Annotated in this window: 13 protein-coding genes; 4 read left to right on the top strand and 9 right to left on the bottom strand. The window is 72.6% G+C overall.

The features are described 5' to 3' along the window. Nucleotides 1-7: 7 nt before the first annotated feature. The 5 genes from Phou_RS06425 to Phou_RS06445 form a co-directional block, all read right to left on the bottom strand. On the bottom strand, nt 8-973 hold the full coding sequence (locus Phou_RS06425) for a LysR family transcriptional regulator (RefSeq protein ID WP_173054413.1): 966 nt from the start codon (nt 971-973) through the stop codon (nt 8-10). A gap of 1267 nt (nt 974-2240) precedes the next feature. Then, on the bottom strand, nt 2241-3257 hold the full coding sequence (locus Phou_RS06430) for a glutathione S-transferase family protein (protein ID WP_173054415.1): 1017 nt from the start codon (nt 3255-3257) through the stop codon (nt 2241-2243). Between the two features lie 73 nt (nt 3258-3330). Next, complete coding sequence (locus Phou_RS06435; RefSeq protein WP_173054417.1) at nt 3331-4671, bottom strand: 5'-methylthioadenosine/S-adenosylhomocysteine nucleosidase family protein; 1341 nt, start codon at nt 4669-4671, stop codon at nt 3331-3333. A 35-nt stretch (nt 4672-4706) separates the two neighbouring features. Next, entirely contained in the window at nt 4707-5219 is a 513-nt protein-coding gene (locus Phou_RS06440; RefSeq protein ID WP_246273315.1) for a CinA family protein, read from the bottom strand. Then, nucleotides 5216-5920 (bottom strand): hypothetical protein, encoded by a 705-nt coding sequence (locus tag Phou_RS06445; protein WP_173054419.1) that lies wholly within the window; start codon nt 5918-5920, stop codon nt 5216-5218. Before Phou_RS06445 ends, Phou_RS06440 begins: the two co-directional genes overlap by 4 nt. A 264-nt stretch (nt 5921-6184) precedes the next feature. Here Phou_RS06445 and Phou_RS06450 point away from each other — a divergent pair, with 264 nt between their 5' ends. Further along, entirely contained in the window at nt 6185-6817 is a 633-nt protein-coding gene (locus tag Phou_RS06450; protein ID WP_218578810.1) for a hypothetical protein, read from the top strand. Between the two features lie 39 nt (nt 6818-6856). Here the strand turns inward: Phou_RS06450 and Phou_RS06455 are convergent, their stop codons facing one another. Further along, on the bottom strand, nt 6857-7159 hold the full coding sequence (locus Phou_RS06455; RefSeq protein WP_173054421.1) for an ArsR/SmtB family transcription factor: 303 nt from the start codon (nt 7157-7159) through the stop codon (nt 6857-6859). Nucleotides 7160-7490: 331 nt separating this feature from the next. Here Phou_RS06455 and Phou_RS06460 point away from each other — a divergent pair, with 331 nt between their 5' ends. Further along, nucleotides 7491-8909: a dihydrolipoyl dehydrogenase family protein gene (locus Phou_RS06460; protein WP_173054423.1), complete on the top strand. Its 1419-nt coding sequence runs from the start codon at nt 7491-7493 to the stop codon at nt 8907-8909. Here Phou_RS06460 and Phou_RS06465 read toward each other — a convergent pair. The 3 genes from Phou_RS06465 to Phou_RS06475 all read right to left on the bottom strand — a co-directional run bounded on the left by Phou_RS06465 (nt 8906) and on the right by Phou_RS06475 (nt 11263). Beyond that, entirely contained in the window at nt 8906-9847 is a 942-nt protein-coding gene (locus tag Phou_RS06465) for an acetamidase/formamidase family protein (RefSeq protein ID WP_173054425.1), read from the bottom strand. The two genes, Phou_RS06460 and Phou_RS06465, sit on opposite strands and share 4 nt — an antisense overlap. 89 nt (nt 9848-9936) lie before the next feature. Continuing rightward, the gene (locus Phou_RS06470) at nt 9937-10851 is read right to left on the bottom strand and encodes an IS982 family transposase (RefSeq protein ID WP_173054427.1); all 915 of its coding nucleotides are present in this window, start codon (nt 10849-10851) and stop codon (nt 9937-9939) included. A 91-nt stretch (nt 10852-10942) separates the two neighbouring features. Then, nucleotides 10943-11263 carry an STAS domain-containing protein gene (locus Phou_RS06475; protein WP_173054429.1) on the bottom strand — a complete coding sequence of 107 codons (321 nt, stop codon included), beginning with the start codon at nt 11261-11263 and terminating at the stop codon, nt 10943-10945. 106 nt (nt 11264-11369) lie between these two features. Here Phou_RS06475 and Phou_RS06480 point away from each other — a divergent pair, with 106 nt between their 5' ends. Then, entirely contained in the window at nt 11370-12245 is an 876-nt protein-coding gene (locus Phou_RS06480) for an MEDS domain-containing protein (protein WP_173054431.1), read from the top strand. Further along, nucleotides 12232-12690 carry an ATP-binding protein gene (locus Phou_RS06485; protein WP_173054433.1) on the top strand — a complete coding sequence of 153 codons (459 nt, stop codon included), beginning with the start codon at nt 12232-12234 and terminating at the stop codon, nt 12688-12690. Before Phou_RS06480 ends, Phou_RS06485 begins: the two co-directional genes overlap by 14 nt. Nucleotides 12691-12707: the final 17 nt, after the last annotated feature.

Genomic DNA, 12707 nt, shown 5'->3' on the forward strand with positions numbered 1-12707 from the left:
ACGCCGGCTACGCGCGCGTGGCCTCCGGGTCCGGCAACCACGCGCCGTCCGGCCGGTGGAGCCAGCCTCCGGCGGCCGAGAGCTTGTCGACGGCGGCGTGCAGCGCGGGCAGGCCGGGATGGTCGAGGTCGGCGCGCCAGAGCATCGCCCAGGGATAGAGCGCCACCGGCCGTACCAGTGGGCGGCTCACCGCGCCCTCCACCGCCGGCTGCGTGCTCAACGTCAGGATGGGCGCGTCACGCAGGTGCAGGTGGTGGGCGAGCTCGTCCGCGCCGTGCACCGGCGGGTGGGCCAGTGCCGGGTCTATCCCCAGTGGACCGAGCAGCTGGTGCATCGCCTCGTCCCAGTCCTGCGTGACATGGTCGCCGGCGCGGAAGCACACGCCGCTGCCCTCCAGCTCGGCGACCGGGACCGCCGGCTGGGCGGCGAGCGGATGCGCCCGCGGCAGCAGCACCATGATGGGTTCGAGGCGGACCGTGCGGTGGCGCAGGCCGGCCGCCCGCGCGCCGGACGCGGTCCACCGGCCGAACGCCACGTCGATCCGCCCACCCCGCTCGGCCCGGCCGCTCAGCGTGGTGACGGCGCCGTCGAGGCCTTGGCGTTCGCGGGCGAAGAACTCGACGTCGCGCACGAGACCGCGGGCCTCCGCGAGCGCCAGCGACGGGGTCAGGCCCGGCCCCACCACATCGACAAGCAGCGGCTCCGGCTCGCCGCGCAGCGCGTGCAGGGCCTTGTCGTGGAGGGCGAGCAGGCGCCGCGCGTACCCCAGAAGCTCCTCACCGGCCGCGGTGAGCGCGACCTGCCGCGTCGTCCTGGTGAACAGCGGCCGGCCGACCCGGTCCTCCAGCCGCTGGATCTCGCGGCTCAGTGCCTGCTGCGCCACGAAGAGTCGCTGCGCCGCGCGGCTGAAGTGCAGCTCCTCGGCGACGACGACGAACGACCTCAGCATCCGGATCTCCAGGTCGCCGCCCACCCGTTCATTATTCACACGCCACCTGTGTAGATCATGGCGCAACCGCTGTTGGATCTCGCCGGGTGGCCGCCGCGAGCATCGAGGGACGGCGGCGAAAGGAAGACGAGGCCATGTTGCGGATCTGCGCCCTCTACGGCGCTGCCGGTGCCCTGACGGCCCTCTGGGGTGCCACCCTCCCGGCCACCGACGCCCGCCTCGACCTCGGCGCCGGCCGTCTGGGCGGCGTGCTCCTGCTGCTCGGCGCGGCGGCGCTCGTCGCGATGCCGGCCGCGGGCTGGTGGGCCGACCGGTGGGGCGCGGTGCGGCTGCTGCGCTGGGTGGCGCCCGGCTGCGCGCTCACGGCGGGGCTGGCGGTGCTCGCACCGACGTTCACCGTGCTCGCCTGCGCGGCCACCGCCCTGGGCCTGCTCATGGGCGCGCTCAACGTCGCGCTCACCGTCGCCGCCACCGCCGTGGAAGCCGGGGGCGGGCGGCCGGTCATGTCCACGGTCCACGGCACGTGGAGCCTCGGCGCCGTCATCGGCACCGCGGCCACCACCGGCGCGGTCGCCGCCGGGGCGCCGCTGCCGCCGGTGGTCGCGGCGCAGGCTCTCGCCCTCGCCGCGGCCTTCGCCCGGCTCTGCCGCGACCTGCCGGCCACGGCGCCGCGGGTTCCGCGGCTCCAGCCGCAAGCGGGGGCGGCCACACCGGCGATGGGGGTACTCGTCGTGCTCGGGCTGGTGGGCGGCGCCGCTTTCCTCGTCGAAGGGGCGGCCACCGACTGGGCCGGGGTGCACGCGCGGCGGGTGCTCGGCGCGGACACCTCGGCCGCCCCGCTGGTGTACGCCGCGTTCCTGGCCGCGATGACCGCCGCCCGCTTCGCCGGGGACCCGGTCCGGGCGCGGCTCGGCCCTGTCCGGACGCTGCGTGCCGCGGGTGTCACCGCGTCGGCCGGGTACGCGGTCGTGCTCGCGGCGCCGGCGCTCGGCCCGGCGGGATTCGCGGCGGCGGTGGCGGGGTGGCTGCTGACCGGGGGCGGCATGGCGCTCGTCTGGCCGGTCGTCGCGAGCGCCACCGGCTCCGCCACCGCGCAGAAGGCCAGGCGGCTGTCCGTCGTGGCGACCGTCAGCTACGCGGGCGCGCTCGCCGGGCCGGCCGTCATCGGGTACGCCGCCGAGGTCACCTCGCTCGCCGCCGCGATGGTCATCCCGGGGGTGTTCGCGCTCGCCGTCGCCGTACACGGCCCTCGGGCGGTCGCGGCGCTGCGCGCCGGCGCCACGCGCACCGATCAGGCGGCGACGGCCAGCGGGGTGTGCTCCACCGGCACCGTCTCGGTCTCGCTCAGCGGCCCGGGCTCGCACCCCTCGCCGAACGGCCGGCCGCCCAGCGCCTCGCGCCCGTGCGGGGTCAGCCACCCTGACAGGTCCGGGCCGGCGGGCACGATCCCGGTCGGGTTGATGTCGCGGTGGACCTCGTAGTAGTGGCGCTTGATGTGGTCGAAGTCGACCGTGTCGCCGAACCCGGGTGTCTGGAAGAGGTCCCGCGCGTACGCCCACAGGACCGGCATCTCGCTCAGCTTCTCCCGGTTGCACTTGAAATGCCCGTGGTACACCGGGTCGAAGCGCACCAGCGTCGTGAAGAGCCGCACGTCCGCCTCGGTGATGGTGTCACCGACCAGGTAGCGGCTCGCCGCCAGTCGCTCGGAGAGCCAGTCGAGCCGCGCGAAGAGGCGCCCGTACGCCTTCTCGTACGCCTCCTGGCCGCCGGCGAAGCCGCACCGGTACACCCCGTTGTTCACGTCGGCGAAGACCACCCGGTTGACCTGGTCGATCTCCGCGCGCAGGTCCTCCGGGTAGAGGTCGGGCGCACCCGGCCGGTGGTACGCCCGCCACTGCGTCGACATGTCCAGCGTGATCTGCGCGTAGTCGTTGGTCACCACCTGCCCGGTGCGCACGTCCACGATGGCCGGCACGGTGATGCCGCGGTCGTAGCCGGGGAAGCGGGCGAAGTACGCCTCCTGCAGCCGCTCGATACCCAGCACCGGGTCGCGACCGCCCGGGTCCAGGTCGAACGTCCAGCTCCGCTCGTCGTGCGTCGGCCCCGCGATCCCCATCGACAGCACCGTCTCGAGCCCGAGCAGCCGCCGCACCACGACGGCGCGGCTCGCCCACGGGCACGCGCGGCTGACGACGAGCCGGTAGCGGCCGGGCTCCACCACGAACCCGTCCCGCCCGTCCGCGGTGATCCGGGTGGCGATGTAACGCTGGTCGCGGGTGAACTCACCGGAGGAGCTGACGTAGGCCATTGCACCCTCCTTCCCCACCCGGCAGAAATCCACACACGTCGCGATCCGGCCAGGCCCTGTTTCGAAACGGCTTTCAGGCGCGCACAAGCGCGGACAGCAGAGTCGCGAGGGCCTCGACCTCACCGTGCAGGATGCTCCAGAAGTACTGCCAGCCGGCGATCTCGGCCTGGCGGTCGGTGTACGTGGAGCGGGCGTGCATCAGCACCCCGTCGGCCGCGGCGATGAAGCTGCGGGCGCGCAGCGAAAGGGCTGCCGCGTCCTCGGGCGTGACCGTGCCGGCCAGGCCGCTCAGCCCGCCGATGATCGCGCTGATCATGGACTCCAGCTCGACCGGGTCGGTGGCGGCCAGGGAGATCGGGCGTTCGCAGAGCACGCTCAGGGCTCGCAGGTTGACCGCCAGGCTCTCGACCGGGCCGTGTGGAGAGGCGGTGAGCAGGGAGATGCCGAGGTCGTCGACGAGGTGCGCGCGGCCGCGTGCCACTCCACCGGACCGCGGGTGCCCGCCGCGCGGTGCCAGTGGTGGGGTCTCGGCGAGCAGTCCGCGCAGGTACGCGGCGGCGGCCAGCGCGGCGTAGCGTCGCCACGTCGCCTCCGTGCCGCTGTCGCCGTGGTCGCTGATGCCGCGGATGACAAACCACTCCAGCCCGTTCAGCGAGCTGCTGCGGCCGATGCCTTTGCCCTCCATCTCCAGCGCCCGCAGGTTGTGCCGGGCCGCGAGCGCGTCGCGTACGCGGGCGTCGCGCAGGGACCGCTCGGAGCTGCCAATCAGTCCATAGTGGACTCGTGGCAGCGGCTGGCCGCCACGCCCGGCTGGCACCTCCAGGCGCGCCACCTCGCTGCCGGGGGCGCCGGCCAGCGCCACCGCGTTGTCGACCTCCGCCGGGCGGCCGTAGCCGGGCAGCGCGGGCGATCCGCCGAGGTCCAGCCACTGCGTCCAGGTGCCCCGACCGGTGTACTCCCGCGCCTCGATCAGCGCCGCCCGCTGCACGAGCAGCGGTGACGGCACCGGAAAGCCGTGGCGGAGCCGGGGACCGTCGGCGAGCTGGTCGACGTGGTCGAAGCCGATCACGCCCCAGGAGGCGACGACGACGTCACCCAGCCGCACGTGGCGCTCGGGCTGGTCCGGGCTCGGCACGCCCGCGGCGATGCCGACCATCACCACGATGTTGGTCGAGCGGAAGGTGCGGGCGAGGTTGGTACAGGCCGTGGCCGCGGCGTCGTTTCCCGCGTCGCCGATGATGGTCAACGCCACCTGATGTGGACGGCCGGGCACGAGGCTGGGCAGCTCCCCCGCGATGTACGGCGCGCGGTCGTCGTCGACGGCGACAGCGGCGGCCCCGTCCAGCAGCGCCTCCATCGCGGCGAACTCCTCGGGTAGCGCCGTGACTATGCCGATCGTGGGGGCGAACACCATCAGTCCTCGCTTCGGGCACGGGATACGGTCACGGCTCAGGCCGGCTCCACCGCGTACGTGCGAAGCAGCTGCCCGACAAGTTCGGTCAGCGCCGCCTGGGCCGCCCAGGCCCGTACCTCGGCGCGGCTGCCGTCCGGACCTTTGAGCGTGATCGCACGCGTGCCCGTGGCGTCGGCTATCCCGACGTGGAGCATCCCGACGGGATTGCCGTCCTGCTCCGTCGGACCGGCGACGCCCGTGGTGGCGAGCCCCATCGAGGCGCCGAACACGACGCGCACCCGCGCCGCCATCTGGCGTGCGACCTCCGGGCTCACCGGGCCTTGCTCGCGCAGCACGGCGGGATCGACACCCAGCACGCCGCTCTTCGCCTCGGTGGCATACGTGATCATGCCGCCGACGTAGAACGCCGACGCACCGGCGACGGACGTGACGAGCTGCCCGACCAGCCCACCGGTCAGCGATTCCGCGGTGGCCAGCGTCAGGCCGTACCGGCTCAGCAGGGTCGCCGCCGTCAGCGCCTGGCGGGCTCCCATCGTCTCTGGCGTCATTCGAAGATTCCCCTGCCGTTGTTTTGGATGAGCCGGACGAGGTCGGCGGTGTCCTTGTATTCGTACTTACTCGTGCGGGGCAGCTCCGGATTGGTCGAGTTGGCCGCGCCTTCGAGCGTGAAGGGCAGCTTGACACCCGGCCGCTTGAAATAAAGCGCCGGCTTGTTCAGCACGATCGCCATGCCGGCCTCGACGAGAACGCTCGACACCAGCGTCTCGGGAAATACGAGCAGGAAGTACCTGCTCTTCTTCAACGCCTCCATGTCATTGCGAAGTCCGACGTCGACGGCCTCGAAATGGTCCAGCGTCGGCCGGTTTCTTCCCGAGTAGTAGCACTTGAACTTGCAGCGCAGCTCGATCGTCCGGATGAACTTGAGGATGTCCTTGCGGTGCGCCTCGTAGGACTCCTGGGTCAGTGCGGTCATCGGCGAGGAGATGAACACGTCGTACTCGTACGCGACGGGCTTCGGATCGGGGGCGGCCACCGGCGCGAGCACCGGCGTCCGGTGGCTCACGCCGAGCAGTGCCGGCCGCACGATGGCGACGACGGTCGCGGCCAGGACGATGAAAGCGATAACGGCGACCAGGATGACGAACGCGCGGTCGGCGTCCTGCACCGCCCTCGCGAGGAGCAGCAACGCTCCCTCGATGACGAGCAGGGAAATCGTGAGAAATCCAAGGAGAGTCCGGACGCTGCGCACGGAGGATGCCCTACCAGCGATCTTTCTCACCGCCTTCGGTCTGCGCGGCCATTTCGCGCAAGCCCCCCGAAAATGCGCTGTCCGCTGTATTGCCGACGATTCTAGGTGCCGCCACGGCGGGCCGCCGATGCCTCGGGCTGTCATGTATCGGTCATTGCTTTCGGTGACAGCCGAAATGATTGAGCCGACCGGCCGGCGGAGCGCACCGTATCGGGCGAGAGCCGGTCCGCACGGGGGACCGGCCGTTCCTTCCGGAGGTACCCGATGAAAAGACGCACGATGCTGGCCGGCGCCGCGGGAATGACCGCCACGGCGGCAGTCGCCCTTCCCGGCCGCGCGGTGGCCGCCACCGACCCGGCCGCCCGGCGGGTCCTGCTGGTCGGCGCCAACCCCGGCGTCAGCCTTTTCACCGGCGAGCAGCTGACCGCGTTCGCGTCGGTGTGGATCGTGCGGTGGTCGGAGCGCGGCAGCGGCCGTGCCATCGTCGTGTGGCACGACGGTCGGGTGCGGGTGCTGGCGACCGACCGGGAGCTGGGTTACTGGCTATCGCAGTACTTCACCCGCAACTTTCCCGAGGTCGCGGGCGTGCCGTGGCCCGAGCCGGAGGTGCGGCGCGCGGACGTCGACGTCACGCTCGACCTCGCCACCGGTCTCGACGCGCGGGCGCGGGACGTGCGGGTACGGATGGAGGGCGTGCTGCACCGGCGCACGTTCAGCACGGACGAGTTCGACCTCGCCGGCACGCCGCACTCGCTGAGCCTTGTGCTCGCGCCCATGCGCACCGCGCGGATCACGGTCGGCGGGCTGGCGCTGCCGGGCGAGGTCCAGCTCGGCGGCACCCCGGAGCGTCCCGGCTCGTCGGCGTTCATGGCCGAGGCGGAGGTGTGGCGGGTCTGACCCGCCAGGGCCGCTGGGTCGGCCGCGGCGCGGGCGGTGTCATCGGGTGCGGGTGCGGTGCAGCAGCTGGGCGCCGAGCGGGGTGAGCCAGTGCTGGACGCCGCGGCCGGCGCGGGTGGTCGCGACGAGGCCGGCGGCGCGCAGCGCGGCGGCGTGCTCGGAGGCGGTGGCCGGGCTGGAGCTCACCCGCCGGGCCAGCTCGACGGTGCCGCATCCGGTGCCCACCGCGCGCAGGACGGCCGCCCGGGTGCCGCCGAGCAGCCGGGCGAGCGCGTCGTCCGGTGCCTCGCCGTCGCGGCTGGGCAGCGGGGTGCCGGTCGAGGCCGGCGGCCAGATCGCCACAGAGCGGCTGCACGAACGAGCAGGTCGGGCCGGACGGTGGGGTGAGCGCCAGCAGCGGCCCGGCGCGGTCGCCCAGTGCCGGCCGGGTGGCGGCGTGCCAGTGCGCGAGCGGCGCGGCGGGCGGGCGCCGCAGCGCGCGGGCGGCCAGGCCCGCGTCGGCCATCGGCCCGGGATCCGCCTCGAACCGCACGCTCGCGAGGTCAGCCGGGGTCAGCACGATCCGGAGCACCCTCACATCCTGCCCCGGAATCGCGCGCCACGCGCCCCGCGGACCGTGGCCGACGACATACTGTGGACGCGCCGGAGACCGCGACGAGAAGAGATGCGCCCGATGGAATCGACCGAATACGACCTCATCGTGCTGGGCGCCGGAGCGGTGGGCGAAAACGTCGCCGACCGCGCCGTCCAGGGCGGACTGACCGCCGTGCTCGTGGAGCACGAGCTCGTCGGCGGCGAGTGCTCGTACTGGGCCTGCATGCCGTCAAAGGCGCTGCTCCGCCCGGCACAGGCGCTGCGCGCCGCGCGCCAGGTGGACGGCGCGAAGGAGGCGGTGACCGGCGCGCTCGACGTGGCGGCGGTGCTGGCCCGGAGGGACTCGTTCACCCACAACTGGAACGACGAGAGCCAGGTCCAGTGGGCCGAGGGCACGGGCATCGCGGTCGTGCGCGGCCACGGCCGCCTCACCGCGCCCAAGGAGGTCACGGTCACCACGCCGGACGGCGGCGAGGTCGTGCTGCGCGCCCGGCACGCGGTGACCATCTCCACCGGCTCCGACCCGCTCATCCCGGACATCGACGGCCTCCACGACGCCGACCCGTGGACCAGCCGCGACGCCACCAGCGCCAAGGTCGCGCCGGAGAGCCTCGCGATCATCGGCGGCGGCGTGGTCGCCACCGAGATGGCCACGGCGTACGCGAGCTTCGGCACCCAGGTCACGCTGATCTCGCGCGGCGGGCTGCTGGCCGGCATGGAGCCGTTCGCCGGGGAGATGGTCGCAGAGGCGCTCCGCGACCTGGGCGTCAAGGTGCTGCTACAGACCGCGACGACCGGCGTGCACCGCACGGACGACGGCGTCACCGTGACGACCGGCGACGGTGGCACGGTGACCGCGCAGGAGGTGCTGGTCGCGACCGGCCGCACGCCGCGCACCACGGACATCGGCCTCGACGTGATCGGGCTGACACCGGGCGACTGGCTGGAGACCGACGACACGATGCTGGTCAAGGGCTTCGACTGGCTGTACGCGACCGGCGACGTCAACCACCGCGCGCTCCTCACCCACCAGGGCAAGTACCAGGCGCGGGCGGCCGGCGACGTGATCGCCGCCCGGGCCGCCGGCCGGCCGGTCTCGGACGGCCCGTGGGGCACGCACGCGGCGACGGCGGACCACGAGGCGGTACCGCAGGTGACGTTCACCGACCCGGAGGTGGCGTCGGTCGGCCTCACGCTGAAGGCGGCCACCGACGCCGGCTACCGGGTCCGCTCCGTCGACTACGAGATCGGAAACGTGGCCGGGGCGAGCGTCTACGCGGACGGGTACAAGGGCACCGCCCGCATGGTCGTCGACGAGGACCGCAAGGTGGTGCTCGGCGTGACGTTCGTGGGACCGGACGTGAGCGAGCTGCTGCAGGCCGCGACGGTCGCGGTGGTCGCCCAGGTGCCGATCGACCGGCTGTGGCACGCCGTGCCGGCGTACCCGACGATCAACGAGATCTGGCTGCGCCTGCTGGAGTCGTACGGCCGGCCCTAACCGCGCGTGATCGCGCCGTGCGGGAGTACCGCATGCGCGCCGACCACCTGGTTGACGATCTGGGTGACGCGCAGGTCGACCGCCACGCTGGCCAGCGCGATCGCGTCCCGGCGGGAGACGTCGAGCAGGCGCTGGAGCAGGGCGAACATGCCTTCAAGCGCCGCGTACGCCGCGTCGTCGAGCGTGTCGCCGAGCCCGAGCGTGAGCCAGTCGCCGGACGGCGTGCGCGCCGCCGGCGCGGCCAGCTCCCAGTCGTCCCGCAGCCCGAACGTCAGCTCGACCCGCTCCATCGGGCACTCGATGGCGGTACCGCTGACCTCGCCGTCACCCTGCGCGGCGTGCCCGTCACCCGCGGAGAAGAGCCCGCCCGCCACCGGTATCGGCAGGTAGAGCGTGCTGCCCGCGACGAGTTCCTTGCAGTCGAGGTTGCCGCCGTGCGCGCGGGGCGGCGTGGTCGAGTGCTCCCCCGGCTCGGCCGGCGGCATGCCCATCACGCCGAGGAACGGGCGCAGCGCCACCGTGTGCCCGTGCTGGTTGCGGCCGGTCATCGCCGTCGTGTCGAGGTCCCACGTCTGGCCGGTCATGCCTTCGACCTCGCCGTACCGCTCGTTGAACACGCTCGGCCACCCACCCGCCACGGTGGTGCCCCAGGGGCCGGGCACGACCGTGTCCACGCGCACCTCGAGCACCATGCCCGGCTCGGCGCCGCGGATGGCGATCGGGCCGGCGAGCGCGTGGCCGTACCCGTCGCGGTGGTGCTCGCTGCGCGGCCGGTCCTCCAGGCTCCCGCCCGTGTACGGCCCGGTGAACCAGAACGCGTCCAATGTGGAGAAGCGCACCGTGTCGCCGGGATCCACGGTGACGATGGGCGCGTAGTCACGGGAGAAGTAGCCGTGCGGGGTCGGTCCGCCGAGTTCGATCGCGTGCGATATCCCCATGGCCCGCACTATCGCCCACGCGCGGCGGCGGCGCAAAGCCTTATGCCGGTCAGGCGGCGTCGCGCTCCTAGACGATCTATTCCAAGGGGTCAGTGGTCGTAGGCGGTCAGTGAGCGCATGATCGGTTGGCCGGTGTGCCAGTTATGCCAGATGGCTGCGGTCAGGGCGAGGAGGCGTTGCAGGACGCGGATGGCGACGCCGGCGGGGGTTCGGCCGCCGTGGCGTTCGAGGTTGAGTTGGTCTTTGAGGGTGTCGTTGACCGACTCGATGTTCTGCCGGACGGCGCGGAGCAGGGTCTTTCCGGGTCGTGGCGGGTCGGTGCGGTACGCGGGCCGGATGACCTCGATGGTGGCTTCGTTGAGCCAGTCTTCGGTACGGCGGTCGCGGTAGCCCTTGTCCACGACCAGGATCAGACCGTCGGGGTGGTGGAACATGGCCGGTTGCAAACAGATCAGGTCGACCAGTACGTCACGCTCGTCGGCCTTCGGGTTGGTCAGGGCGAATGCGACGGGTAGGCCGTGCACGGTGGTGACCAGGTGTAGGCGCAGGCCCCAGAATCTGCGGGAGTGGGAGGCGCAGTAGCCGTATCCGGCCCAGCCGGCCAGGTCGGAGTTTTGGGTGGTGGTGCGGGAGGTGCCGCACTGCACTGGGGTGGAGTCGGCCAGGCGGATCGGGTGGTGCCACAGGTCGGTGTCGGCGGCCAGCAGCGCGATCAGGTGTGCCAGTTGGGTGGTCAGGGCACGTAGGCGTTTGTTGTAGCCGGGCTGTTTGGGCAGGTACGGGAACAGGTGCCCGATGTCCTTGCGGGCCCGGCGTAGCCACCGGGTCTCGTGGTGGTGGCCGAGCAGCACCTGCAGCACCGCGACGGTGATCAGTTCCGCATCGGTGATCTTCGGGTCGATGCCGACCGTAGGTCGGTACCGGTTGAGCTGCGGGGACGCCTTCAACTCGTCGTCGATCTTCACGTACAGTGCGGTGGCGAGGGTGTCCAGATCGACGTGCACGTGGCCTCCATGGTCATCGTTGCTCAGCAACGTCGATCATGGACGCCCTCGTCTTCGCTTGCTGCCCCGTACCCCCCTTGGAATAGATCGTCTAGGGTGCGAGCGTGGGCAGCACGCCCGTGACGTCGAGGACGCGGGCGACCGCGCCGTGCGGGTTTTCCACCCGGTACCTCAAGCCGGCGGCCGATGCCTCGCGAAAGCCGCCGACAAGCGCGCCGATGCCTGTCGAATCGAGGAACGTCACCCGATCGAGGTCGATGACCACACCGTGCAGCCGCTGGGTCGCGGCCCCGGCTAATGCCTCACCCTGGCCTTTGAGGAGCACGTCGATGCTGGACAGATCGATCTCACCGGCGAGCGCCAGCCGAACGTAGCCAGAGGCTACACGGACGGTGGTCGTCAGCTGAGTCATGTGAAGACCTCCAGCCCCTACCCTGCCACACACGCCACCGGGCCGGTATCCACCGCAGGACTAGGATCACCGTGACCGGGACTCGGCTTTACGCGGTGGGACGTGGGTGACTGGTGCGATGGAAGCGGCGCGGCTGACGCAGGTCGACCTCGGCGATCACGCCTGCCTCACGTTCACCGACGCGGAGGAGCGGCTCGACCTGCTCGCCGCGTTCGTCCGTGACGGGCTGCGTGCGGGTCAGCGAGTCCTGTGCTGGACCGACCAGCTGCCGCCGGCGGCGCTGGCCGCCGAGTTCAGCGCCCGCCACGTGCGGGGCGCGGCCGCGGGCCGCCGGGGCCAGCTCACGATCGCCTCGGTCGAGGCGGCGCTGCTCGGCGGGCGCGGGTCGGCCGCCGCGATGGTGGAGGCGGTCGCGGCGGAGGTCGACGAGGCGGCCCGCCAGGGGTACACCGGTCTGCGGCTGACCGCGGACATGTCGTGGGCGACCCGCCCGGCCGGCGCGGAGCAACTGCTCGGCTTCGAGACGGAGATGGCCGACCTGTTCAGCGACGGGCGCCTCTCGCTCATCTGCCAGTACGACCGGGACCGCTTCGACGCGGTCACGCTCGCTTTCGCCGCGACCGCGCACACCAAGACGGTCGCCGCGCAGGTCTACCACGACGGGCCGCTGCTGCGGATCTGCCGGCAGTACAGCCCGACCGGCGTGCGGGTCGCGGGTGAGCTGGACTTCCGCCACCAGGCCGTGCTGGAAAAGGCACTTGCCGAGTCGCGCCGGCTGGACCGCCACATGTCCGTCAACCTCTCCGCCCTGTCGTACATCGACGCCGCCTGTGCGACCGCGATCGTGCAGGCGGCGATGCGGCTGCCGGCCTCGCGCAGGATGACGGTCACGTGCCAAGGTCTTGTCGCGAAGATGCTGGATCTCGTCGGCGGGCGTGACACGCCACGGCTTCGGGTAGTACCCGGCGATGACCAGCGCTGACCTGCCCGCTCGGGACCGGGCCGGGCCGGCGCCGACAACGGTTCCCGAGGCGGTCGCCGTGGACCACCAGTTCGACGCGGACGGGCTGTACGCGTTGCGCGCCGCGCTGGCCGCGCACGCCGACCACCTGGGTGCCTCGCGCGAGCAGGTGGAGCGGCTGCTGATCGTCGGCGGTGAGCTCGCCACCAACGCGATCCGCCACGGCGGCGGCTCGGGCCGGCTGCGGCTGTGGCGCGACGGCGAGCTGCTGCGCTGCCAGATCAGCGACTGCGGCCAAGGCATGCGGGACACCGCGGCGGGCTCGCGCCAGCCGGAGCCGACCGCGCTCGGCGGGCGAGGGCTGTGGATCGTACGGCGGTTGTGCACGGACGTGGTGATCGAGACCAGCCCGAAGGGTACGACCGTCACCGCCGCGATCCCCCTCAACGGCGCCGCCACCGCGTAGCGCGGGATCGCCGCACA

The sequence above is a fragment of the Phytohabitans houttuyneae genome (genome assembly GCF_011764425.1).
Classification (GTDB): Bacteria; Actinomycetota; Actinomycetes; order Mycobacteriales; family Micromonosporaceae; genus Phytohabitans; species Phytohabitans houttuyneae.

Coding starts and splice junctions, on each gene's coding strand:
- Phou_RS06430 (WP_173054415.1), bottom strand. CDS start 3,257: ATGGCCTACGTCAGCTCCTCCGGTGAGTTCACCCGCGACCAGCGTTAC.
- Phou_RS06435 (WP_173054417.1), bottom strand. CDS start 4,671: ATGGTGTTCGCCCCCACGATCGGCATAGTCACGGCGCTACCCGAGGAG.
- Phou_RS06440 (WP_246273315.1), bottom strand. CDS start 5,219: ATGACGCCAGAGACGATGGGAGCCCGCCAGGCGCTGACGGCGGCGACC.
- Phou_RS06450 (WP_218578810.1), top strand. CDS start 6,185: ATGAAAAGACGCACGATGCTGGCCGGCGCCGCGGGAATGACCGCCACG.
- Phou_RS06460 (WP_173054423.1), top strand. CDS start 7,491: ATGGAATCGACCGAATACGACCTCATCGTGCTGGGCGCCGGAGCGGTG.
- Phou_RS06465 (WP_173054425.1), bottom strand. CDS start 9,847: ATGGGGATATCGCACGCGATCGAACTCGGCGGACCGACCCCGCACGGC.
- Phou_RS06475 (WP_173054429.1), bottom strand. CDS start 11,263: ATGACTCAGCTGACGACCACCGTCCGTGTAGCCTCTGGCTACGTTCGG.
- Phou_RS06485 (WP_173054433.1), top strand. CDS start 12,232: ATGACCAGCGCTGACCTGCCCGCTCGGGACCGGGCCGGGCCGGCGCCG.